Here is a 25,072-nt window from a genome sequence, read left to right as displayed (position 1 = left end):
TACTATTCGACCGACTGAACACGGCGGGAGCACGAGATGGCAGGACGCAACGACCGTTCGGCGGCGGGCTCGAGGGATCGGGTGCGCCAGTGGACCGTCGCGGCGAGCGCCGTCGTGGCGGTGGTCGGAGCCGTCATTGGCTCGGGTGCCGTAGGTGGCACGCCCATCGACGAGGCCGCGGGCGGCGCACTCAGTGCCGACTCGACGCCCATCGCGCCGGCCGGCCCGGCATTCGCCATCTGGTCCGTCATCTACGCGGGACTGCTCGCCTTCGCCGTGTGGCAATTCCTCCCGGCTCACACGGCGAGTCCACGCATGCGCCGCCTCGGTTATCCCGTCGCCGTGACGCTCCTTCTCAATGCGGCATGGATCCTCAGCGTGCAGGCAGGCCTTCTCCTGATGAGCGTGATCGTCATCGTCGCATTGCTCGCCACCCTCGCGTACACCTTCCTCGAGATCCTCCGCACCCGCCCGTCCGGTGCGGTCGAAGCGATCGTGGTCGACGGCACGATGGGCCTCTACCTCGGTTGGGTCTGCGTAGCGACGGCCGCCAACATCACGGCGTACCTGACCGATATCAGGGTCCGCCTCCCCGGCCTGTCGCTCGATGCGGCGGCGGTGCTGGTGCTGGCGACCGCCGGGCTCGTCGGCGTGCTGCTCGCCGTGCGGAGCGGCGGGCGGTTCGCTCCCGCGCTCGCGCTGTGCTGGGGACTCGCGTGGGTTGCGGTGGCTCGAACGAACGGCACCCTGCTCTCCCAGCCCGCTGCAGTCACGGCGACCGTGGCGGCGATCGGAGTCGCCGTTGCGACCGTCGCCCTGCGGCTCCGCGCTTCCCGCCGCACGGCGTCCGCGACCGATTAGATCCCGCCCGATTAGATCCCGCCTCGTTTCATCGAAGACCGACCTATTTCCTGCTCCCCCCAAATTGGGGTGTCCATCAGGGTACTCTTGGCGCTAGTGTCGATTCATCGATAGCTAAAGATTTTTCACCTTTCTCTGGCGAAGAATTCACCCGTTAGCTACCGTGGAGCTCCCTAACTCCGAGACCCCGCCCCTACAGCGACGCCGTTGCACCCAACTGCGACGTCAGTTCCACCCTCCGCGACCGCGGTGCCCCAACACCCGTCCCGCGATGCCCCTCATACGACCTGTACCTTCCCGAATTGCAGGCTTTGCTTGATGTACGCCACCCCGCAGCACCGGCTACCCACCGGCTGGCAGCCCACCCGACACCCGAACGACCCGGACCCATCGTGAGTGTTCTCCACGAGAAACCCACCGCGACCGCTACCCCACCACTTCGCTCCAAGCGCCGTGCCGAGCCCCGATTCGTCGACACGCTCGCCGCGCCGAGCGCCCCGAACGCCCCGTCACCCGGGTCCACCTGGGCCCGCCGGTACCGCAACAAGCTCCTGATCACCGACACGGTGATCATCCTCGCCGCGGTCGTGCTCTCGTTCTTCCTCCGCTTCGGCGTGCCCGACACGTATTCGGCACTCGGGGCGTTCCCCGCCGACTACGGAACGATCTCCGCCGTCATCGTCGTCACCTGGCTGTGCATCCTCGGCGCGTACCGCACGCGTGATGCCCGTGTGCTCGGCATCGGCGTGACGGAGTACAAGCGGGTGGTGAACGCGAGCGCCTGGACCTTCGGTCTCCTCGCCATCGCATTCCTCATCCTCGGCGTGCAGATCGCCCGGGGGTTCTTCATCGTCGCGCTGCCGCTCGGTCTCGCCGGGCTCGCACTCAGCCGGTGGCTCTGGCGTCAGTGGCTCACCCGGCAGCGCCAGTACGGCCACTACCTGTCGCGCGCCATCGTGGTGGGTGAGCGCGAGGACGTCGAGTACGTCGTCGGACAGATCCACCGCAAGTCCGGTGCCGCCTACCAGGTCGTCGGCACCGCGCTCGACGGCGACCCCACCGGATGCGTGACCATCGACTCGCTGCGCATCCCGGTCGTGTCCGACCTCTCCCGGGTGGCACGCGCCGCGGCGTCGCTCGGCGCGGACGTCGTGATCGTCGCCGGCCAGCCGAGTGCCGGTAACCACTACATCCGCAACCTCGGCTGGGATCTCGAAGGCACGAACGCCGAACTCGTGGTGGCCTCGCGCCTCACCAACATCGCCGGCCCGCGCATCCACTTCCGTCCGGTCGAGGGCCTGCCGCTCATGCACGTCGAGCTGCCGCAGTACGAGGGCGGCAAGCACGTGCTGAAGCGCCTGTTCGACATGGCGGTATCGGGTGGGGCCCTCCTCGTCCTCTCCCCACTGCTCCTCGTGCTCGCGGTGATCGTGCGCGTCGACAGCCCCGGACCCGTGCTGTTCCGCCAGGAGCGGGTCGGCCGCAATGGGCGCACGTTCCACATGCTCAAGTTCCGGTCCATGGTGGAGACGGCGGAGGACGACCTCGCCAGCCTGCTCGACCGCAACGAGGGCGCGGGCATCCTCTTCAAGATCAAGAACGACCCGCGGATCACCCGCGCAGGCAAGACCCTCCGCAAGTACTCACTCGATGAACTGCCCCAGCTATGGAACATCCTCGTCGGTGACATGAGCCTGGTCGGCCCCCGTCCGCCCCTCCAGCGCGAGGTGCTGGCGTATGAGAGCCACGTGCACCGCCGGCTCTACATCAAGCCGGGCCTCACCGGGATGTGGCAGGTCAACGGCCGGTCCAACCTCAGCTGGGAGGAGAGCGTCCGTCTCGATCTGTACTACGTCGAGAACTGGAGCCTCACCGGCGACCTCATGATCATCTGGCGAACGTTCCGAGTACTTCTCAAGCCGATTGGAGCGTTCTGATGACGCACAGCACCCATTCCCCGAAGGGCCGCTCGAACCCGGGCGCCAAGCTCCGCATCGCCATGGTCGGCACCCGCGGGGTGCCTGCGGCCTATGGCGGTTTCGAGACCGCGATCGAAGAGATCGGCCAGCGCCTCACCGCGCGGGGCCACGAGGTGACGGTCTACTGCCGTACCACCGGCGAGCGTCCGAAGACGCACCTCGGCATGAAGCTCGTGCACCTGCCCGCGCTGCACCTGAAGTCGCTCGAAACACTCACCCACACCGCACTGTCCGCCGTTCACATGATGCTTTCGCGCCGTCAGGACGTGGCCTTCGTCTTCAACGCGGCGAATGCACCGTTCATCCCCGCCATCCGCTCCCGCAAGGTCCCCACCGCCGTGCACGTCGACGGCCTCGAGTGGAAGCGCGGCAAATGGGGCAAGACGGGTCGCCGCTACTACCGCTGGGCCGAGCAGTCCGCCGTGCGTACCGCTGACGCGTTGATCTCCGACGCGAAGGGGATCGCCGACTACTACGACCACGAATTCGGCATTCCGACTGAGCTGCTCACCTACGGTGCGCCGATCCTGCGCGACCCCTCCAGCGAGCGTCTGGCGGAGCTGGGTCTCGAGGCGGGCAAGTACCACCTCGTGGTGGCGCGTTTCGAGCCGGAGAACCACGTCGACGTCATCGTCTCGGGGTACATCGCGAGCAAGTCGATCTATCCGTTGGTCGTGGTGGGTTCGGCGCCGTACTCCGAGGAATACACCGACGGCATCCGCACGGCGGCCGAGTCGGACCCGCGCGTGCACATGCTCGGCGGTGTCTGGGACCAGGAACAGTTGGACCAGTTGTACGCCAACGCACTCACGTACGTGCACGGCCACTCCGTCGGCGGCACCAACCCGTCTCTCCTGCGCGCCATGGGAGCGGGCACCGCCGTGCTCGCCTACGACGTAGTGTTCAACCGCGAGGTGCTCGGCAACGACGGGCAGTTCTTCACCGACGGCCTCGACCTCGCCACGCTGCTGGAGCATGCGGAAGCGGACGTGCCCGACACGCTGCGCTGCGGGCTCCGCCTGCAGGACCGCGCCGAGGCGACGTACGACTGGGATCGGGTCACCGACGGCTACGAGGCGCTCGCGCGGCGGCTCTTCGACGGGTATTCCACCCACGGGCTGAGCGACGCCAAGCGCTCCGACGTTCCCTGGGAACCTGCCACGCGCCTCGACACCACGCCGCCCACGCTCGACGGCGCGCTCGACTCCGCTCCGGCCGCGGTGCTCGACGCCGCCCTCGCCGCGGCGCTCGACCGATTCGCGGGCGAGTCCCGCGACGGAACCGTCGGCGCTTTCTCCCCCGTGGCGGTCGACGCTGCGGACGCCGACGAGTTCGACCCGGTATCGCCCAAGGCCGCCAGTTGACGAGTCCGTTCCCGGTCCGGCCGGTTGCACCCGCGACCCGTTCGGGCCGGGAACACGACCGTGCCCTGTCGCGGCCGGGGGCATGACCGGCCGGCCGCGCCCGACAGCACCTCTCCCGCTCTTCTCTCGATCGCGCGTGCATGCCTGCGTGCGGTCCCGAACGCCGCGTAACGCTAACGTGTACGCGGTGGGGGATCGGGGGATGTCGTGGTGAATCTTGCCGACGCCGCCGCGCGCGGATCGGGTGTCACGCTCCTCAGCCAGTTGCTCCGGGTCGCACTGCAGTTCGGGTCGACGATCATCCTCGCCCGCCTGCTGGTGCCCGGGGACTTCGGACTGGTCGCCATGGCCGCCGCGGTGGTCAGCTTCGCGGAGGTCATCCGCGACTTCGGCCTCTCGAGCGCGGCCATCCAGTCCAAGACGCTGAGCAACGACGAGCGCACCAACCTGTTCTGGGCCAACACGGCACTCGGCGCCGCCTGCACGCTGCTCGCCATCCTCGCGGCGCCGCTCATCGTGCTGCTTTACGGCGACGACCGGCTGCTCGCGATCGTGTACGCCCTGTCGGCGTCCTTCCTCATCGGTGGCCTCAACACGCAGTTCAAGGCCGATCTGACGAGGCGCATGCAGTTCACCGCACTCGCCACCGTGGACATCGTCTGCGTCACCGTCGGCATCCTCGCCGGGGTGATCGGCGCACTGGCCGGCATGTCGTACTGGGCGATCATCCTGCAGCAGTTGACCACGACGATGGTCTCCTTCCTGCTCTGCGTCGTCCTCTCGCGCTGGAAGCCCGGACTCCCCCAGCGGCACGTCTCCATCCGACGGTTCATGCGCTTCGGCGGTGGACTGCTCGGTACTCAGGCGATCAGCTACCTCACCAAGAACGTGGACAGCATCGCCATCGGCGTGGTCTGGGGAGCGGGTCCGCTCGGTCTCTACGATCGTGCGTATCAGCTGCTGATGACCCCGCTCAATCAGATCAACGCGCCCATGACGAGAGTCGCGCTGCCGGTGCTCTCGCAGATCCAGGACGAGAAGGAGCGCTATCAGCGGTACCTCCTGAAGGCGCAGCTCGTGGGAGCGTACGTCACGGCGAGCGTATTCGCCGTGAGCGCAGGTCTTGCCGTTCCCCTCGTTGCCGTGCTCTTCGGCGACCGCTGGGCCGGAGTGGCCCCAATCTTCGCGATCCTGGCGATCGGCGGGGTGTTCCGCGCCATGGCGCAGATCTCCTACTGGATGTATCTGTCGCTCGGGCTGACCGGGGCGCAGCTGCGCATGTTCCTCGCCGTGCGGCCCGTCATGGTGGTCATCATGCTCGCGGGCGTGCCGTGGGGACCGGTCGGTGTCGCCGTGGGCCAGACCCTCGCGTACTCGCTGCATTGGGCCGTCTCCCTGTGGCGGGTCGGTGTCGTCAGCGGCATCCCGACCGCTCCCCTGTTCGCGAACGCGCTGCGCATCGTCGGTGTGGTGAGCGTGCCCTGCGGTGTAGCCTCCTGGGCGGCGACGCTGATCGATGTCGCGCCACTGCTCCAACTGCTGATCGGGCTCGGCTTCGCCGCCGCATACGCGCTGCTCGCGGCGCTCCTGGTGCCATTCGTGCGCCGGGATCTCGCGATCATTCAGACCTTCGCTCGGCGCATGGTCTCCCGACGAAAGGGCAAGCGATGAACGGACCGCGCAAGCGCACGAATTCCCGACGCGGAGGGAAGCCGACCGTCGTGGTTGCTCACCCGAGCGCAGACCTGTACGGCTCGGACCGGGTGATGCTCGAGAGTGTGCGCGGCTTCGTCGACGGCGGCGCCCGCGTCATCGTCACCCTGCCCGCACCCGGACCGCTCGTTCCCGAGATCCTCGCACGCGGTGCCACTGTCGCGTACTCGTCCACTCCGGTGCTCCGCAAGAGCATGCTGCGTCCCGTGGCATTCCTCGGCCTGATCGTGCGCGGAGCGCGCGATCTCGTGCGGAGTCTGCTGTTCCTCCGTCGACACCGCCCGGACGTCGTCTACGTGAGCACCGTGACCATACCGCTCTGGCTGCTCGCCGCCCGACTGGGCGGCGTGCGCACCGTCTGTCACGTGCACGAGGCGGAAGGGTCCGCCCCGCGCCTGGTGCGTTTGGTATTGGCGCTTCCGCTCGTGCTCGCGCACACCGTGATCACCAACAGCGAGTACAGCCGCGCCGTCGTCACCGGCTCGGTGCCCGCCCTCACCCGACGCACGCGCACCATCTACAACGGCGTTCCCGGGCCGGACTCCGCCCCGCCCGCCCGCGTCGACATCGATGGTCCTCTCCGGGTGCTGTACGTCGGTCGTCTTTCGCCCCGCAAGGGCGTCGACCTTCTCATTCCGGCCGCGGGAATGCTCCGCGAGCGGGGCATCGACGTTCACGTGTCCCTCGTCGGAGCGGTCTTCCCGGGCTACGAGTGGTACGAGACCGACCTCCGCGACCTCGTCCGCGATTCCGGGCTCGAGCACGCCATCACCTTCGCCGGATTCCAGCCGAGCGTGTGGGACGCCCTTCGCGCGGCCGATGTCGTCGTCGTCCCGTCACGGCTCGACGAGCCGTTCGGCAACACCGCGGTCGAAGCCGTCCTCGCGGCACGACCGGTGGTCGTGAGCGACACGTCGGGCCTGCGCGAGGCCGCCGCGGGGTACGCCTCCGCCGTTTTCGTGCCGGCGGACGATGCCGAAGCGATCGCCGACGCCCTTCAGCGGATACACGATGAGTGGACGGCACGGCGTGATGCCGCCGTGGCCGACAGCGGGATCGCCAGCACCAGGCACAGCCTCACCACGTATCGCCGGGCGATGATCGCCGCGGTCGTCGCACCGGACGACCGCCCCGCGTCCCCCTAACCGGGGGAGGTCGTTCAGACGACCGCAAAGTAAAGTTAACGCAGCCGCAAGTACCCGACTGCGGCCATCGAAAGGCAAAACCTTGAAGCTCTATGACTACGTCCGTGTCGTTCTCACGCGGTGGATCGCCGTCGGCCTTCTGGCCGTCATCGGCGGCATCGCCGGTTGGGGGATCGCCCAGCTCACCCCCGACACGTATCGGGGATCGAGCAGCGTACTGGTCGCCCTGACCGGCGGCGGCGACGCTGGAGAGCTCGCTCAAGGCTCGACCTACACCCGCAACCTGATGCCCACGTACACCCAGCTCGTGACCACTCCGGAGGTGCTGAACCCGGTGATCCGCGAGCTCGGCCTCGACACGACCCCGACGGACCTGGCCGACCGCGTCACCGCGGAGAACCCGCTCAACACCATGGTGGTCAACGTCTCCGTCACGGCCGGCACGGCCGAACAGTCGGTGCAGATCGCCGACGAGCTGACCAGCACGCTCAAAACGGCGATCGAGCGTTTCTCGCCGACCAGCGCCGAAGAGGGAGCGGCACGGGTGGAGGTTCGCCTCCTCGCCGCCGGCCCCGAGCCGCGCTTCCCCATCGCTCCGGTCACGCGCAACTACGTCGCCGTCGGAGTCTTCCTCGGTCTCATCGCCGGCGTCGCTTACGCGCTCAGCCGTGACGCACTCGACCGCAGCCGCGCAGCACGACTGCGGCACGAGCAGCGCGTCGTCCGCACGCCATGACTCAGCTCGACGCACTGACGGGCATCGACGACGCCGACCCGGCCGACCGAAGCCAGGCGGCGGAACGCACCCGCACGCGCTCGCACGTCGCGGAGCCGGTGGGTCCCGGGAAGTGGCTGGATTACACTACCCGTGAGTGGCTCGCGCCCGCAGTCGCGGTCATCACGCTCTACCTTCTCGGAGCTCGCGAAGAGCTGGTCGAAGGCCTGAGCTTCGGTTACCTGCTGTCATTCGCCCTCATTCCCGTCTGGGTGCCCGTGCTGAAGCAGTACAGCGGGGCCCGCGGGTTCATCGCCCTGGGCATCGCCGCGACCGTCGCCGGATTGGTGCTGACCGAGTTCTCCTCCGTCGACCATGAGATCTCCGCGCGCAACACGTTCACCAACACCTTTCTCGTGCTGGGCACGGTGTGCGGCGTCGGCGTCGTACTGTGGGCACGCGCCTTCCTCTCCGTGCGCGTCATCGGGCTGTCGTTCGGTCTCGGCATGCTCGTGACGGCCCTCACCAACTCGGCCCTGTCGTCGGAGAACCCGTGGAAGTTCTTCGTGGGTGTGCCGATCGCGATCGTCGCCCTGTCGATCGTCGCACGGGCCCACCGTCGGGTGCTGCAGATCATCGTGCTCCTCGCGCTGGCGATCGCGTCCGCGCTTCAGGACTCCCGCGCCTTCTTCGCTGACCTCCTCCTCGCCGCTACCCTCATCCTCGGCGCCATCGTCGCGTCGGCCCACTCGAAGCGCCTGACCGCCAAGGCCACCTTCGGTCTTTTCGTGCTGGTCGCGGTCATCGTGTACCAAGCAGGCACCATGCTGCTTCTGGCCGGTGTGCTCGGCCCGGAATCCCAGGCCCGATCGCAGGAGCAGTTCGACCGCGCCGGTTCCGTGCTCCTCGGTGGGCGTCCCGAGTTCGCCGCGACCGTGGCCCTGATGACGACGAAACTGTGGGGTTACGGCGCGGGAACTCTGGCCAACGCCAACGACATCCTGCAGGCGAAGATCGGAATGACGGAGCTGGCGTACGACCCCGACAACGGATACGTCGAGAACTTCATGTTCGGAAGCAAGATCGAACTGCACTCGGTGACCGGTGACCTGTGGGCCATCTGCGGGGTACTCGGCCTCGCCCTCGCCATTTACATCGCCGTAATCCTGATCCGTTACCTCTCGGTGTCGCTGTCCAACGCGAGTGCGACCGGTCTCGTTCTATTCCTCTCGGTCATCACGCTGTGGAATCTCGGCTTCAACACCATCTACACATCGTCGCTTCCGCTGATCCTCGGGGTGGGCCTCGCCCTCCTCCCGGTTCCGCAACGGCGCGCTCGGCACGTCAGCGAGACGCCGCCCGTCTGATCGCGACTTCCGTCAGATCGCGCGATCCGCTTCGCCGGCGGTCGGCTTCGTTCGCGGTCAGGCGCGGTAACGCAGGATCTTCGCGGGGATGCCGGCGACCACAGCGTTGTCGGGCACGTCGCTCGTCACCACACTTCCTGCCGCCACCACGACGCCGCGGCCGATGGTGACATTGGCGGTGATGGTGGCGCCGCTGGCGATCCAGCAGTCATCGCCGATCACCACCGTGCCCCGGACGACTCCCTGGCTCTTGATCGACGCCGCGGTGTCCTCGAACGCGTGATTCTCGGAGAAGATGCGCACCCCCGGGCCGAGCATCACGTCATTTCCGATCTCGATGCGTCCGGAGCAGCCGATGAAGCAGTTCGCGCCCGTGCTCGAGCGGTCGCCCATGAGGAGTCCCTCGCCGACCTCTCCGCCGTAGTAGCTCGACGGGCGGATCATCGAACCGGGTCCGATAGACACATCGCTGCCGAATCGGAGGCCCCGCCTGGCCAAGCCCTGCACTTCGGCACCGTCCTCGATCACGAGCCTGCCATCGTGGCGGATACGGCCGAGGTTCGAGAGACGCGCATTCCGTCCCACGAACAACGGCCCAGCGCTCTTTCCCAGCAGCGGCTTGCGAAGGAGCCCGCGAAGGAACATGGGAACGACGCGGCGCACGAAGCCGACGTCGGCGGCAATACCGGCCCGAGGCGACTCGAGGCCGGAGAAACGGCTCATGCGGCACCCTGGCCGAGGCGGGAGACCGCCCGGAACCAGCGCACGAGGGAGGCCGCGAGGATGAGCGCGTTGGCGACGAAGAGCGCCGTGTAGAGGCCCACGAAGAAGGGGCTGATCCAGGCGAACAGGAAGACGAGGCACAGCAGTCCGTAGTCGGCGGGGATGACAGCGAGGGAGTAGGCGAGGGAGGTGCGCCCGTCGTGCTTCAGGATCATGGCCGACGACCCGCGGTTGAGTCGGCGCAGCTGGTCGGTGAGGATCATCCCGAAGAAGAAGACGGCGGAGACGATCGTGTACCCCAGCGGTACGAGCAACCAGACGGGGTCGAGGTCGAGGAATCGGAACCAGCCGATCAGCACCGCGGCGTGCAGCGCGCTCGACTTGATCGCGTCGACGATGTGGTCGAGCCACTCACCGACCATGCTCCCCCCACCGCGCAGCCGGGCGAGTTGTCCGTCTGCCGAGTCGAGCGCGTAGCCGAGAATGAGCAGCACGCTCGTCAGCACGGCGAAGAGCGGCGTAGGCGGAAGCAGGGCGATCATGGCGATGCCGGCGAAGGTGACGAGCGCGCTCACCGACGTGACCATGTTCGGCGTGAGTCGCAGCACGTAGGCCAGTGCGGCGAAGCGACGGCCGAGCGGGCGGTTGACGTACCGCGAGTAAGCGGGAGCGCCCTTCGACGATTTCTGCGAGGACGCGAGCGAACGCACGGCTGCAGAGTAGGTGCGCGGCGTCGCCGTGTTCTCGACGACGGGTCGCGTGGTCCTGGTCACCCGCTCACCCCCTGTTTCGTCCGTCATGCGTTCTCACTTCCTGTTGTATTCCGAATAGGTCACACCGGCCGCGCCGGCGAGAAGGCCGGCTCCCCGGGCGAGAGTGCGAAGTCCGCGAGCCCGTTCCGACATTCTGCCGGTCACGAGGCCTCCCACGTAACGAGCGCCGCCGCCACTGAAGCGCACCAGTCCGCGGAACACGTGCTGGACGCGCAGCTGGGTGCGGGCGGTGCGCGAGGGAGCGGCTGCAAGCGTGGTGACAGCCCAGGAATTGCCCATCCGTCGCGCGCGCTGCAGCACCCATTCGCGGGTGAGCCGTTTGGCGGGTACGACGTCGTGCACGATGGCGTCGTCGTTCCACAGCATGGTTCCGCCGTGCTGAGCTATGCGCAAGCTCAGCATGGTGTCCGACCCTCCGCTCAGGCCGAAGCGCTCGTCGAAACGGATACCGAAGGCGGTCAACTGGTGCACGTCGAGGATCAGGTTATTGGTGGCCACGAGAGACACCGCGGTACCCGTAGGCAGGCGTCGACGGTCGAAGAAGCTCCCGGAGGCGACCCACGCGTCAGGCTGGGCGGCGAAGGTGGAGATCACCGGTCCGGCGACCGCGGTTGCGCCGGTCGACGTCGCACTCGTGAGGAGGGCGATCAACCAGCCCCGGGTCGGTCGCTCGTCGTCGTCGATGAACACGAGGTAGTCCGCTGCGGCCGCTTCGGCCAGCGCGCGATTGCGTGCGGCGGCGATCCCCGGCGCCGCCTCATGCGCGTAGCCGATGTGCTCAGCGCCCGGCATGCCCCGCACCTGGTCACGGGCGCCCCCAGCCGGGTCGTTATCGACGATGAGGAGCCGGCACTCGGCCAACGGGCCCGTCGCCTCGATCTCCTGCAGCAGGAGCGGTACCACCTCGTCCAGGTCGTCCGGCCTGCGATAGGTGAGAACGGCGACGACGACCTGCTTTTTCGTGCTCGTGAAATCCATAGCGCACACCTTTCCCCCGTGTTCCGCAATCGAACACTATCGCGTGGCAACGCGCCGAACGGCCGATGACACCAGGAAGGGGGGCCTCGGCGCAGCCGTAGCCCCCCTTCCCGATGCTGGTCGGGTCGTTCGGATTACTGGATGGGGGTGACGGTGAAGTCGTCCCAGCTGACGGTCAGGGGGAGGCTGGTCATGCCGGAGCCGATGTAGGAGCTGACTCCGGTGTGACCGGCGGTCTGGAGGGCCGCCGTGCCGTCCGTGGCCTGCACCTGCCAGGTGGTGGGCTCGGTGGTGCCGACCTTCCAGATCTTCGCCCGGATGGTGGTGGGCGAGGTCCCGGTGGTCTGGATGCGCAGGCGCATCTGATCGCCGGCGGCGTAGGTGAGTCCGCTGACGGTGGTCGAGTCCAGGGTGGTGCCGCCGCTGTAGATGCGGAGGGTGATGGATCCGTTCGCTGCCACGACCGCGCGGGTGCGGTAGTCGACGGTTCCGACCCGGCGACCGATGACGGACGCGAAGACGCTGCCGCCGACGTTCATCGGGGTGATCGCGAAGGTCGCCTGCACGTCGGTGTCGGTGCTGGTGACGCCGGGCAGGTAGTTCTCGATCGTGCGACCCGCGGTGCTGGTGGTGTGCCGTCCTACACCGTTGGCGACGGAGTAGTAGGACGAGGTGCTGCTGCTGTTCGTCCAGGCGCCACCGGTGTCCGCGCTGCCCCAGGTGACCGTGGCGGTGCGGGCGAAGGCGTCCGCCGCCAGGACACCGGCGGGCGGGGCGGTCGGCGCGGCCACCGTGACCGTTCCGGTCCGCGTCGCCGTCGCACCGTCATCATCGGTCACCGTCAACGTCACCGTGTACGTGCCAGCAGCCGCGTAGGTCCGTGACGCGGTCGCGCCGGTACCGGTACCTCCGTCGCCGAAGTTCCACGCGTACGACGCGATCGTGCCGTCGGCATCCGACGACGCCGATGCGTCGACGTTCGCGGTCAGGCCGTCGACCGAAGACGTGAACCGACCCACGGGAGCCGCATTCGGAACGGGAGCCGGCTCTTCGGTTCCCGGCTCTTCGGCGGGGGTGCTCCCCGCCGTGGTGGCCGTGAAGTCGTCCCAGCTGACGGTCAGGGGGAGGCTGGTCATGCCGGAGCCGATGTAGGAGCTGACTCCGGTGTGACCGGCGGTCTGGAGGGCCGCCGTGCTGTCGGTGGTTTCGACCTGCCAGGTGGTGGGCTCGGGAGTGCCGACCTTCCAGATCTTCGCCCGGATGGTGGTGGGCGAGGTCCCGGTGGTTTCGATGCGCAGGCGCATCCGATCACCGGCCGAGTAAGTCACCCCGCTGACGGTGCGGCTGTCGAGCGTCGTCCCCCCGCGGAAAATCCGGAGCGAGATCGATCCATTCGGTGCGATGACGGCACGGGTGCGGTAGTCCTCCGACCCGACGCGACGACCGATGACGGACGCGAAGACGCTTCCGCCGACGTTCATCGGAGTGATCGCGAAGGTGGCACGCACATCGGAGTCGGTGCTCGTGACCCCCGGCAGGTAGTTCTCGATCGTACGGCCCGCTGTGGATGTGGTGTGCCGTCCGACGCCGTTCGCGACGGAGTAGTAGGACGAGGTGCCGCTGCTGTTCGTCCACGCACCCCCGGTGTCCGCACTGCCCCAGTTGCCTGTGGCGCTGCGGGCGAAGGCATCCGACGCCAGCGGACCGGTCGCGGGCGGTGCAGCCGGAGCGGTCACCGTGACCGTGCTGGTCCGGGTCGCCGTGGCACCGTCGTCGTCCGTCACCGTCAAGGTCACCGTGTAGGTGCCGGCCGCCGCATAGGTGTGCGACGCCGTCGCACCGGTGGCCGTACCTCCGTCACCGAAGGACCAGGCGTAGGACGCAATCGTGCCGTCCGAGTCCGTCGAGCCGGAACCGTCCACGCTCACCGCGAGTTCGTTCACCGCACTCGTGAAGGATGCGACCGGGGCCGCATTGGGGACCGGGGTCACGGCGACCGTGACCGTCGACGTGGACACCGCGGTGGCGCCGTCGTCGTCCGTGACCGTGAGGGACACCCGGTAGGTGCCCGCCTCGGCGTAGGTGTGGCTCGCTCGAGCACCGGTGCCGGTGCGACCGTCGCCGAAGGACCAGGCGTAGGACGCGATGGTGCCGTCCGAGTCCGATGAGGCGGACGCGTCGAAGCTCGCGGCGAGCTCGTTCACGGAACTGGTGAACGATGCCGTGGGGGCTGCATTCACCGGCACACCGCTGGCGAGCGCGTAGTGCGCACGCACCTGCTCCGCGCTGAGGGCGGTGCTGTACACGGCCGCCTCATCGATGCGGGCGTTGACGAACGGGCTGGAACCCCAGGTGTTGTCCCCACCGATGCGCCAGTAACCGGCGTAACTGTCCGAACGATTGGCCGGATGAGTGCCGAGGAGCTCCCCGTCCACGTACAGACGCAGACCATTCGCCGCCTGGGTGGCGACTACGTGGTGCCAGCGTCCGTCGTTGTAGGCGGCGGGAGAGGTGATGATGTTGGCGGTCCCGTTCCAGATCCCGAATACGAGGCGCCCGTCGGGCTGCAGGTAGACGTGACGGTCGTAGTTGCCCGATGTGCCGGAGGATGCGTTGCCGAATCCGATCAGCTTGCCGCCCTGCTGGGAGGTGGAGGAGAACCAGAGCTCGGTCGAGTAGACCTGCGGGCCGCTGACCTGCCTGGAGCTGACGACATGCCCGCTGGAGCCGTCGAAGGCCGCGGATGCGTTGCCCTGAAGGACGCCCTCCTGCTGCTTCGTGACTCCGCCGATGTAGGTGCCCGGAGTGCCCGAGGGGCTTGCATCCGCGGCGATCGATCCGGAGGAGTCGTCGAGACGCCAGTAGAGGTCGGGGTCGTCGGCGAAGACCCGCGCACCGTAGGCGTCGGAGGGCGCCTTGGGGAGGGCGGACGGCCGACCCGACAGCGTGTAGTGGCGATCGACCTGCGCGGTGCTGAGGGCGTTGCCGTAGATGGCGACGTCGTCGATGTCCCCGGCGAAGTACGGCGCGGTGCCGCCCCACGAGGAGTCGCCGCCGATGCGCCAGTAGCCGTCGTAGGCCTGGGCGCTCGTCGTGTCGGTCCGCTGGGCGACGCGCTTGCCGTCCACGAACAGCTGCATGCCGATCGGGCCGAGGTTCGCGACGATGTGGTGCCAGTTGCCGTCGTTGAAGCCGGTCCCGCTGCTCACCGTGCGCTCGGCATTCGGGTACACGCCGAAGATAATGCGTCCGGCCCCGTCCATGTAAACGTGACGGTCGTAGCTCGACGAGTTACCGGTCTTCGCGTTGCCGAAGCCGACGATCTTGCCTCCGGCGGTGCTCGTGGTGCGCACCCAGCTTTCGATGGCGAAGCTGTTGCTGCCCGGCTGCGCCACCTGGCTGGCGACGAGCCCGGTGTTCGTGCCCGAGAACGTGGCGGACGAGTTGTCGTCGCCGCCGATCGCTCCGGCGGTTCCCCGGGTCACCCCGGCGCCGGCTACGGCGTCATCGAAGCCTGCCCAGTCGTAGACCGCTAGGCCGCTCGCTTCACCCAGGCGCCAGTACGAGGTCGGCGCATCGTCCAGCACGCCGGATGCGTACGCGCTGGAAGTACCCTCCGCGGCAATCGTCACCGGCACCGTGTTGCTCCAAGCCACGTTGCCGAAGGGATCCTCGGCGCGGAGGCGATAGGTGTAGGTCTCCCCCGGCACAAGTCCGGTGTCGAGGTAGCCCATGGCCGGTCGGTTCCATGGCGACGACTCGCCCACGATCTCGTGCACCGGCGACCCGGTGTTGCCGTTCCGGATGACCCGGTAGGTCAGGGAAGTATTGTCGCGGTCGAAGTTCGCGGGCCACGCCACGCGCGCGGTGCCGGCGGACAGCGAGACCACCGACGGCACCCAGTTGGAGCCGCTCACGCGCGGACCGTCGGCGTTCGGGGCGGAGTCGGCGACGACGAAGCGGGAGAGTCCCTGCTGGCGCGTCCCGTTGACCGTGGTGAATTCACCCGCGAATACGACGTACTTGCCGTTCCCCGTCACGCTCCAGGGGCCCTGGCTGGCGCCGGAAACGGTTCCGGTGTTGAAGGTGGGGTAGAAGTGCAGCAGCGTGGGCGAAGGGTTGCCCTCGAAGTTGAAGTATCCGTGCTTCTCGCGCTTCAGGGTGCCGGTCGCGTAGTTGGTGAAGGCGACACCGCGGTAGAACGTCCACGGTTCGGTCTGCTCGAAGCCGCCGTTGACGTTGCCGCAGTAGTGGGGGTGTCCCGCGACGTAGGCGACGTCGCCCGTGGCGTAGGCGGAGTAGCTGTCACCGTGGCAGTCTTCGAGCCAGACGAGGTCGCCGTTCTTCCAGTCGGCCCGGAAAGCGCCCTCGAGGTTGCCCCCGGACCCGAACACGTACCCGGTGCCGTGGACGCTGGTGCCGTCGGACGTGAGGCTCGTGATCGACGCGTCGGGGCCGCCGTTGCGGACGACGCTGTTGACGTTCCAGGGAAGGTTCGCGCCGGTGATCGCGTCGACGGAGGCGAGCCCGTAGCCGGGGTTGCTCGACCCGTTCATGGTCGTGAAGCTGCCGCCGAGCACGAGCTTGGAGTTATCGGGCGAGAGCACCATGGCCAGGACCCGGCCGTCGGGGTTGGCGAGAGGTGCCCAGGGCAGCACCGCGCCGTTCGAGGCCGATACGGCCGCCGAACGGCCAGGACGGGACACCCCGCTGACGGCGCTCATCGTGCCGCCGAAGTAGACGGTGTCGTTCGTGGCGACGACGGCGCTCACCCGGGAGTTCGCGCTCGGCGCGAACGACGTCACGAGCGCGCCCGTGGCGGTGCTGAAGGCGGCGATGCGGTTGCGGCTGACGCCGTTCACCGTGGTGAACTCGCCGGCCGCGTACAGGCGGGAACCATCCGGAGAGGCGGCCAGCGAACGCACCTGACCATTGAGGGTCGGCGCGAACGAGGTGACGAGCGCACCCGTCGTGAGGTTGTAGGCGAGCAGGTTCGCCCGGGGAACCGTCGAGGCGCCGGCCGCAGCGCCGGCCGGGCGGGCGGTGGTGAAGCTGCCGCCCGCGTAGACGGTGTTGCCGACGATGACCTGAGACCAGACGATGCCGTCGATCTGCACGGTGGGCAGCGAGTCCGTCGATACCGTGGCGGGGAGCGGCGGCACCGGGGATGTGTCAGCCGAGGCGGCCATGGTTCCGGTGAACAGCGACGCGATGAGCGCGGTAGCGAGGCCGAAGGCGACGATTGTTTTCTTGCGCGCGAAAGGAACTGGGGTGGGTAAGCCCATGAAGGTGTGCCTGTACTTTCGGGGGAATGGTGACGGGGGATCACCGGCGGGTACGGTCACCCTACGGGCTGCCGGGCACCCCCGGCTTTCGTTTGCTAAACGCACAGCACATTGACAGGTTCGGGCCGGTTCACCCGCGAACGGCAACGAAATCGTCGAAGGCGAACACGACGGTCCCGGTCGACGTGGAGGTCTGATCTCCACGCAACCCTACGTATCCGGCCTGCTGCAGGCCCGCCGTGGAATCGGTCGCACTGACCTGCCAACCGGCGGGCTCCGTCGTGCCCTGCGCCCACACCTTCGCCCGGATCGTGGTGGGCGCCGATCCCACCGCCTGCACGCGGATCATGAGCCGATCGCCCGTCGTATAGCGGATGCCGGGAACGCTCGCGTAGTGAAGGCTCGTGCCGCCCCGGGTGACCTGGATGCTGACCGCTCCTGTCGACAACACCTTGACCTTGCCGATGTACTCCCCCGCCGCGTTCTTCCGGGCGAGAAGGGAGAGATAGGACCCGCCCCCGGTGGCGGGCTGCAGCATCGACACGGTCGCACGCACGTCGCTGCCGATGGCCGAGACGTTCTGCAGGTATCCGCTGCGGACGGCGCCGGGCGGCGTCGATAACCGCGCGATACCACCGGATACCGAATAGCTCGAGGCGGACGACCCGAGGGTCCAGGCGCCGCCGGCATCGGCTGTGCCGAGGCCTCCGGTCACGGACCGGTCGAACCGGTCGGACGCGAGCACCTGCGGGTCGGGCGGAGGCGGTGGCGGCGGTGTGGAACCGGAACGACCCGATAGTGACCAGTGGGCGGCGACCTGGCTGTCGGACAGGGCGGCGCGATAGACCGCGACGTCGTCGATGTCGCCCCGGAAGTACCCCGACGTGCCGGCCCACGAGGTGTCACCGCCGATGCGCCAGTACCCGTTGTATGCCTGGCCCGTGGTCGTGTCGGTCCGCTGGGCCACCCTGACGCCGTCGAGGTGCAACTGCATGCCGGTGGGCCCGAGGTTCGCCACGACGTGATGCCACTGTCCGTCGTTCAGCCCGGCCGCCGTGCTGAGGGTGCGCTGGGACCCGGGATGCACGCCGAAGAAGACGCGCCCGGTGTTGTCCATGTAGATATGCCGGTCGTAGGTGGTGGAGCTGCCGGTCGAGGAGTTCCCGTAGCCCACGATCTTGCCGCCCGACGTTGTGGTCGTCCGGAACCACGCCTCCAGAGCGAAGCTGTTCGTCGTGGGCTCCACCGCGCCACCGGTCGAGACGAAGCCCGAACTGGTGCCGGAGAACGTCGAGGCGCGGTTGGCGTCATTCACGATCGCGCCCGACGTGCCACGGGTCACCCCGGAGGATGCCGCCGCGTTGGTGTACCCCGCCCAGTCGTACACGGTGGTCCCGGATCCCTCGCCGAGGCGCCAATACGACTCGGGGCGGTCGGCGAGAACCCGGGACGCGTACGAACTCACGGTGCCGGATCCGTTCACCGTGACGCTCACGGTGTTGCTCCAGGCCACGTTGCCGAACGGGTCCTCCACCCGGAGACGATAGGTGTGGGTCTCCCCGTTGCGCACTCCGGTGTCGAGGTAACTCATCGAGGGTCGATCCCACGGGGCGGAAGAGGCCTGCACCTCGTGGATCGGCGAGGAGGTGGCGCCGTCGCGGATGACGCGGTACGACAGCATCGCGTTGTCCCGATCGAAGTTGGCCCGCCAGCCGACCCTCACGGAGTCCTGCGCGAGCGACACGACGTTCGGCACCCAGTTGGATCCGCTGAGCCGAGGCCCGTCATCGTTCGGCGCGCCGGCGGCGGTGGTGAAGCGGGCGAGGCCCTGCTGGCGATTGCCGTTGACGGTGGTGAACTCACCGCCGAAGACCACGTAGTTCCCCGAGCCGGTCACGCTCCAGGGTCCCTGACTCGCTCCGGACACCGAGCCGGTGTTGAACGCCGGGTAGAAGTGCAGCAGGGTCGGGGACGGGCGTCCCTCGAAGTTGAAGTACCCGTGCGGTTCGCGTTCCAGCACCCCGGTTGCGTAGTTCGTGACGGCGATGCCGCGGTAGAAGCTCCACGGCGCGGTCTGCTCGAAGCCCCCGTTGACGTTTCCGCAGTAGTGCGGGTGCCCGGCGACGTAGGTGACGTCGCGCACCGTGTGAACGGAATAGGAATCGCCGTGACAGTCCTCCATCCACACCAGCCGGCCATCGCTCCAGTCGGCGCGGAACGCGCCCTCGAAGTTGCCTCCGCCCCCGAACACGTATCCGGTGCCGTAGACGCTGGTGCCGTCGGACGAGAGGTTGGTGATCGCCGCGTCGGGACCGGCGTTGCGGATGATCGAGTTCACGCTCCACGGAAGGCTGGCACCGGTGATGGAGTCTACTGCCGCAAGCCCGTAACCGGGGTTGCTCGAGCCGTTCATCGTCGTGAAGTTGCCGCCGAGGACGAGCTTGGTGCCGTCGGGGTTGATGGTCATGGCACCGACTCGACCCTCGGTGTTTGCGCGCGGAGCCCACTGCTGCACCGCACCGGTGCTCGCCGACACGGCTGCCGCCCGGCCCGGACGGGACACGCCGCTCACCGAGGTCAGCGTGCCGCCGAAGTAGACGGTGCTGTTGGTGGCGGCGACGCTGCTGACCCGAGCGTTCGCGCTGGGCGCGAACGATGGGACCAGCGCGCCGGTCGCCGTGGAGAATGCCGCGATGCGATTGCGGGTGGTCCCGCTCACGGAGGTGAACTCACCGACGGCGTACACCCGGGATCCGTCGGGAGAGGCGGCGAGACCGCGCACCTGCCCGTTCAGCATGGGGGCGAACGAGGTGATCAGCGCCCCGGTGTCGAGCCGGTAGGCGAGGAGGTTGCCGCGGGCGACCGTATTGACTCCCGCTGCGGCTCCCGCCGGCTGGGCGGTGCTGAAACTGCCCCCCGCGTAGACCGTGTTCCCGACGATCACCTGCGACCAGACGATGCCGTTGATCTGCACCGTCGGAAGAGAGTCCGAGGACACCGTCGCGGGAGTCCCGGACGGCGGTCGCGTGTCGGCCGAGGCGCCGGCCGGCGCCACCAGCATGCAGGCGGCGAGGAGCGCAGCCAACGCACCGCCGAGAAGTCGTCTTGAACGTGTCGGACCGGTGGCGACTGTGCCCATGGTGATGCTCAGCTCTGCTTGATTCCGTGGGGGAATGCGGACGGGTCGACGTCGGGTATTACGTCGTCGGCGATCGAGCGGTCACCGAAGTCTTGATGGTATCGCGCGGGCCGGGAGCCACCCGGTCCGCGCAGAACTGTTACCCTCCCGTTATTCCGGGCGGCACGGTCGGTTTCTCAACGCACGACCTCAGCGTGCGGTGCTGGCCACGAAGTCGTCGAACGTGAACGTGGACGAGGCGGACGCCGCCGAGCTCACGTCGGAGCGAAGACCGACGTGGCCCGCTTCCTGCAGCCCTGCCGTGCTGTCGGTGACGCTGACCTGCCAGCCGGTCGGCTCGGCGAGGCCATCACGCCACACCTTGGCACGCACGACGGTCGGCGACGTACCGACGGTCTGCACTCGGAGGTTCATCCTCTCGCCGGGAACGTAGGTGAAGTCCGGCACGTTCGCGTATTGCAGACTCGTGCCGCTGCGGGTCACCTGGATGCTCACGGCGCCGCTCCCAAGGATTTTCACCTTGCCCACGTACTCACCCGCGGCTGTACGGCGCGGCATCAGCGAGACGTACGCCCCGGTGCCGGTCACGGCCTGCGCGTGCGTCACGGTGGCGCGCACGTCGGTGCTGACCGATGCCACGTCCTTCAGGTACGCGCTCCGCACGGTACCCGCGGGCGTCTCGAGTCGAGCGGCCCCGTTCGAGATGGAGAACGCGGACCAGGTCGATCCGAGCGTCCATGCCCCACCCGCGTCCGCGGTGCCGAGGCTGTTCACCGCGACCCGCTCGAAGGCGTCGGACGCGAGGACCGCGCTCGCGGGCGGTGCGGCCACCTCGACGACGCTGGTGGTCTTCGCCGTGGCTCCGGCGTTGTCCGTGACGGTGAGGGTGACGGTGTACGTGCCTGCTGCTGCATAGGTGTGCGACGCGATCGCTCCCGTCGCCGTGCCACCATCACCGAACGTCCAGGCGTGCGACGTGATCGACCCGTCGGGGTCCTTCGACGCCGACCCGTTGGCGGACACCGACAGCCCGTCCACCGAGGTGGTCATCGATGCCGTCGGTACCACGTTGGCGGGCGGGGCGGTTGCTCCGGCGGAACGCAGCGTGAAGTCGTCGAAGGTGAACACCGACGTGGCCGTGGCGGCCGAGCTCAGGTTCCCGCGGATGCCCGAGTACCCGGCCTGCTGGAGGCCCGCGGTCGAGTCGGTGGCGGTGACCTGCCAGTCGGCGGGCTCCGCTGTTCCGTCGGCCCACACCTTGGCGCGCACCGTGGTCGGCGACGAGCCGACGGCCTGCACCCTCATGCGCACACGGTCACCGGGGGCGTACCGGAGCGCGGGCACGTTGGCGTAGGCGAGGCTCGTTCCCCCGCGGGTCACCTGGATGCTGACCGCACCGTCGGCGAGGATCTTCACCTTGCCGATGTACTCCCCCGCCGACGTCTTGCGGGCGAGGAGCGAGATGTAGGCACCCGTGCCGGTCACGACGCGCGAGTGAGTGGCGACGGCCTGCACATCGGCGTCGACCGCCGTGATCCCCGCGAGGTAGGCGCTTCGCGTCGACCCGGTCGGGGTGTCAAGTCGGGCTGCGCCGCCGGAGACCGAGAAGCTGGTCGATGCCGACCCGAGCGTCCAGTTGCCGCCGGTGTCGGCGGCTCCGAGGCCGGAAGCCACCGTCCGCTCGAAGGAGTCGGCCGCGAGGGCGGAGGGTGCGGGCGGCGGAGGCGGCGGAGTGGTGCCGGCGTCGCGACCGGAGAGGGCGTAGTGGGCCCGCACCTGGTCGGCGGTCAGGGCGGAGCGGTAGATCGCCACGTCGTCGATGGCGCCGCCGAAGTACATCGACGTGCCGGCCCAGGTGGTGTCGCCACCGATCCGCCAGAATCCGTTGTAGGCCTGGCCTTGAACGGCATCGCTCCGCTCCCCCACGAGCGCGCCGTCGACGTAGAGCTGCATCCCGGTCGATCCAAGATTTGCCACGACGTGGTGCCACTGGCCGTCGTTGAGGCCGGCGGCGGTGTTCAGCGTGCGGCGGCCGCCGTCGTTGACGCCGAAGAACACCCGTCCGGCATCGTCCATGTACACGTGACGGTCGTGCTGGTTCGATTCCCCGGAGAACTTGTTGCCGAAGCCGATGATCTTCCCGCCCCGCGTGGTGGTGGTCTTGAACCACCCCTCGATCGCGAAGTCGTTCGGCCCGGGCTGGATCGTCTTGGTGGCGGCCAGCCCCCAGGTGGCCCCGGAGAAGGTGGACGCGGTGTTCGTGTCATTGGCGATCGCCCCAGCGGCACCGCGGGTCACACCGCCGGACGCGTAGGCCGGATTCATGCCCGACCAGTCGTACACGGTGGTCCCGCTGGTCTCGTTAAGACGCCAGTACGCCTCGGGTCGGTCGGCGAGGACGCCCTTCGCGTAGTCGCTGATTGGACCGCTGCCGTTCACGGTGGCGGTGACGGTGCTGCTCCAGCCCACGTTGCCCAACGGGTCCTCGACGCGGACGCGATAGGTGTGGGTCGCCCCCGGAGCGACATCGGTGTCGAGATAGCTCATCGATGGACGGTCCCACGGCGACGACGACGCCGCGGTCGTGTAGATCGGCGACGCGTTGACGCCGTCGCGGATCAGCCGGTAGCTGAGCGACGCGTTGTCGCGGTCGTAGTTGGCGCGCCAGGCGACCCGCACGGAGCCGTCCGCGAGCGACACCACGTCCGGCACCCAGTTGGATCCCTGCGCGCGCGGCCCGTCGGCGTTCGGCGCCTTGGCCGTGGTGGCGAAGCGCGCGAGCCCCTGCTGACGTTTGTTGTTCACGCGAGTGAACTCGCCGCCGTATAGGAGGTAGCCGTTGCTGCCGGTTACGGTCCACGGTCCCTGGTTGGCACCGGACACCGCCCCGGTGTCGAACTCGGGGTAGAAGTGCAGAAGGGAGGGCGAGGGGTTGCCCTCGAAGTTGAAGTAACCGAGCGGTTCGCGACCGAGCGTGCCCGTCGCGTAGTCGGTGAAAGCGAGGCCGCGGTAGATGGTCCACGGCGACGTCTGCGGGAATCCGCCGTGGACGTTGCCGCAGTAGTGCGGGTGCCCGGCGATGTAGGCCACGCCGTTCGTGGCGTGGATGCCGTACGAGTCGCCGTGGCAGTCCTCGAGCCACACGAGGTCGCCGGTCTTCCAATCGGCGCGGAACGCACCCTCGAGGTTGCCCGCGCCCTTGAACACGTAGCCGGTGCCGTACACGCTCGTGCCGTCGGAGGTGAGGCTCGTGATCGACGCGCCGGACCCGCCGTTGCGCACGACGTTGTTCACGTTCCAGGGGAGGTTGGTGGTGCCGTTCACGGCATCGACCGCGGCCATGCCGTAGCCGGGACGGTCCGATCCGTTCATCGAGACGAAGCTGCCGCCGAGCACGAGCTTGGCGCCGTCGGGCGAGATGACCATCGACGTCACACGACCATCGGTGTCGGCGACGGGTGCCCACGGGAGTACGGAGCCGTCCTGCGCTTTGACCGCGGCCGAGCGACCGGGGCGCTGCACGTCGCTCACCGAGGTCAGGGTGCCACCGAAGTAGACGGTGTCGTTGGTGGCGACGACGCTGCTCACGCCGGCGTTGGCGCTCGGAGCGAAGCCCGGCACGAGCTGCCCGGTCGCCGTGTCGAACGCGGCGATGCGGTTGCGCTTCGTGCCGTTGACCTCGGTGAAGATTCCACCCGCGTAGACTCGCTTGCCGTCGGGAGAGACGGCGAGCGAGCGCACCTCTCCGTTGAGCGTCGGCGCGAACGAGGTGATGAGGTTGCCCGTCTCGATGTTGTAGGCGAGCAGGTTGGCGCGGGGCACCGTGTTCACGCCCTCGGCCGCACCCGCCGGCTGGGCCGTGGCGAAGCTTCCGCCCGCATAAACGGTGGTGCCGACCACCACCTGCGACCACACGATGCCGTCGATCTGCACCGTGGGCAGCGAATCGGTCGACACGGTCGCCGGGGTCGTCGACTCAGCGGGCCGGGTGTCGGCCGCCGCGACCGATGTGCCGGCGAACAGCGTCGCGATCAGTGCGGCCGTCGTTCCGACGGCGAGAAACCGCGTGCGGACGTGCGGGAGGAGGGTGGGTGAGCCCATGGGTGTGTGCCTGACGCTTGATGTCCAGGCGTTCGGGTAAACACCTGCGGGTGAGTTCATGGTATCGGCCAAGACCCGCCGGTGCGATACTGCCCAGAACTGGGGGTGACGGCCCGCCCGGGCGCGGAGAGAAGCCGCTGGCGTCAGCGCGGCGCGGCGCCCTGGAAGACGACCAGATCGACGTCGGTGGAGTAGTCGACGGCCACTCGCACGGTGTCGCGCTGATCCTCCGGCACGGTGAAGACGTACGCACCCGTGACGGTGGCGCCAGGGGCGGCCTCGGCCGGAACGTTGAAGACGTTCGGACCGCTCACGGACGGCGCGGGACGCTCATCCTCGCCGTAGTAGAGGTTGACGACGAGTGAGTCGAGATTCGCGGGCTCCGGGCCGGTGTTCGTCACATTGACCGTGAGACGGAGCGCCGGACCGGCGAGCTCGCCCGCACCGCGCGGCTCGCCCTCCACCGCGGTCAGTTCTCCCACCTCGACGCGGACGCCCGGGGCCGCCTCCGAAGTCTCATCGAACGCCGCAGGATTCTCCTCGGTGGCCTCCACGACCTCGGCGGAGGCGTTCGGCTGCTCCGCTTCCGGAGCAGGTTCCGCGGACGCCGTCTCCTCGGGTGTCGGTGCCTCGGTGGGCGTTTCCGATGGGCTCGGGGTTGGCGACGCACTCGCCGCGGGTGTGCCGTTCGGCGTCGGCGTCACCGCGTCGTCCGGGGTTCCCCTGCGGGTGAGCGACGCGACGATGGCCACGATGACGAGAACGATGAGGAGGAGCGCGACACCGCCCCAGATCAGGGCGCGTCGTCGCTGCGCCGTCGAGCGGTCACGTCCCCCGGGTACCGCATTATGTTCGCTCACGACGCTCCTGCTCCATCTTCATGTCGGGTTGACGTTCCATGCACCACAGCCCCCTGGCGCTGGTCGCCA

Annotated in this window: 14 protein-coding genes; 7 read left to right on the top strand and 7 right to left on the bottom strand. The window is 68.5% G+C overall.

From position 1 onward, the window contains the following. Positions 1–36 precede the first annotated feature (36 nt). The 7 genes from EY822_RS07265 (at position 37) to EY822_RS07235 (ending at position 9,144) form a co-directional block, all read left to right on the top strand. On the top strand, positions 37–861 hold the full coding sequence (locus EY822_RS07265) for a TspO/MBR family protein (protein ID WP_150307665.1): 825 nt from the start codon (positions 37–39) through the stop codon (positions 859–861). Positions 862–1,253: 392 nt separating this feature from the next. Beyond that, a complete protein-coding gene (locus EY822_RS07260) occupies positions 1,254–2,798 on the top strand; it encodes a sugar transferase (protein ID WP_150307664.1) in 1,545 nt (514 codons plus the stop codon). Then, positions 2,798–4,204: a DUF1972 domain-containing protein gene (locus EY822_RS07255; RefSeq protein WP_227497107.1), complete on the top strand. Its 1,407-nt coding sequence runs from the start codon at positions 2,798–2,800 to the stop codon at positions 4,202–4,204. Before EY822_RS07260 ends, EY822_RS07255 begins: the two co-directional genes overlap by 1 nt. Before the next feature lie 210 nt (positions 4,205–4,414). Further along, the gene (locus EY822_RS07250) at positions 4,415–5,875 is read left to right on the top strand and encodes a lipopolysaccharide biosynthesis protein (RefSeq protein WP_227497106.1); all 1,461 of its coding nucleotides are present in this window, start codon (positions 4,415–4,417) and stop codon (positions 5,873–5,875) included. 50 nt (positions 5,876–5,925) lie between these two features. Next, positions 5,926–7,062, top strand: coding sequence for a glycosyltransferase (locus tag EY822_RS07245; RefSeq protein WP_227497105.1), 1,137 nt, complete (start codon positions 5,926–5,928; stop codon positions 7,060–7,062). 82 nt (positions 7,063–7,144) lie between these two features. Beyond that, entirely contained in the window at positions 7,145–7,798 is a 654-nt protein-coding gene (locus tag EY822_RS07240) for a YveK family protein (RefSeq protein ID WP_227497104.1), read from the top strand. Beyond that, positions 7,795–9,144, top strand: a complete 1,350-nt coding sequence (locus EY822_RS07235) for a hypothetical protein (RefSeq protein ID WP_150307660.1) — start codon at positions 7,795–7,797, stop codon at positions 9,142–9,144. The genes EY822_RS07240 and EY822_RS07235 overlap by 4 nt, the downstream gene beginning before the upstream one ends. Positions 9,145–9,201: 57 nt before the next feature. On the opposite strand, the gene EY822_RS07230 is transcribed toward EY822_RS07235, so the two are convergent. From EY822_RS07230 to EY822_RS07200, 7 genes are all read right to left on the bottom strand, one after another. After that, positions 9,202–9,867: an acyltransferase gene (locus EY822_RS07230; RefSeq protein WP_150307659.1), complete on the bottom strand. Its 666-nt coding sequence runs from the start codon at positions 9,865–9,867 to the stop codon at positions 9,202–9,204. Then, complete coding sequence (locus tag EY822_RS07225) at positions 9,864–10,667, bottom strand: CDP-alcohol phosphatidyltransferase family protein (protein WP_150307658.1); 804 nt, start codon at positions 10,665–10,667, stop codon at positions 9,864–9,866. Before EY822_RS07225 ends, EY822_RS07230 begins: the two co-directional genes overlap by 4 nt. A gap of 6 nt (positions 10,668–10,673) precedes the next feature. Beyond that, positions 10,674–11,618, bottom strand: a complete 945-nt coding sequence (locus EY822_RS07220) for a glycosyltransferase family 2 protein (RefSeq protein WP_150307657.1) — start codon at positions 11,616–11,618, stop codon at positions 10,674–10,676. A 134-nt stretch (positions 11,619–11,752) separates the two neighbouring features. Further along, positions 11,753–16,903, bottom strand: a complete 5,151-nt coding sequence (locus EY822_RS07215; protein ID WP_150307656.1) for a PKD domain-containing protein — start codon at positions 16,901–16,903, stop codon at positions 11,753–11,755. A 130-nt stretch (positions 16,904–17,033) separates the two neighbouring features. Next, on the bottom strand, positions 17,034–20,042 hold the full coding sequence (locus EY822_RS07210) for a LamG domain-containing protein (RefSeq protein ID WP_150307655.1): 3,009 nt from the start codon (positions 20,040–20,042) through the stop codon (positions 17,034–17,036). A 189-nt stretch (positions 20,043–20,231) separates the two neighbouring features. Beyond that, positions 20,232–24,143, bottom strand: coding sequence for a LamG-like jellyroll fold domain-containing protein (locus tag EY822_RS07205; protein ID WP_227497103.1), 3,912 nt, complete (start codon positions 24,141–24,143; stop codon positions 20,232–20,234). A 143-nt stretch (positions 24,144–24,286) separates the two neighbouring features. Then, positions 24,287–25,003: a hypothetical protein gene (locus EY822_RS07200; protein WP_150307653.1), complete on the bottom strand. Its 717-nt coding sequence runs from the start codon at positions 25,001–25,003 to the stop codon at positions 24,287–24,289. Positions 25,004–25,072: the final 69 nt, after the last annotated feature.

The organism is Planctomonas psychrotolerans (assembly GCF_008642235.1).
GTDB lineage: Bacteria > Actinomycetota > Actinomycetes > Actinomycetales > Microbacteriaceae > Planctomonas > Planctomonas psychrotolerans.
The sequence above is the reverse complement of the archived record's forward strand: the minus strand, read 5'-3'. Positions and strand labels throughout refer to the sequence as shown.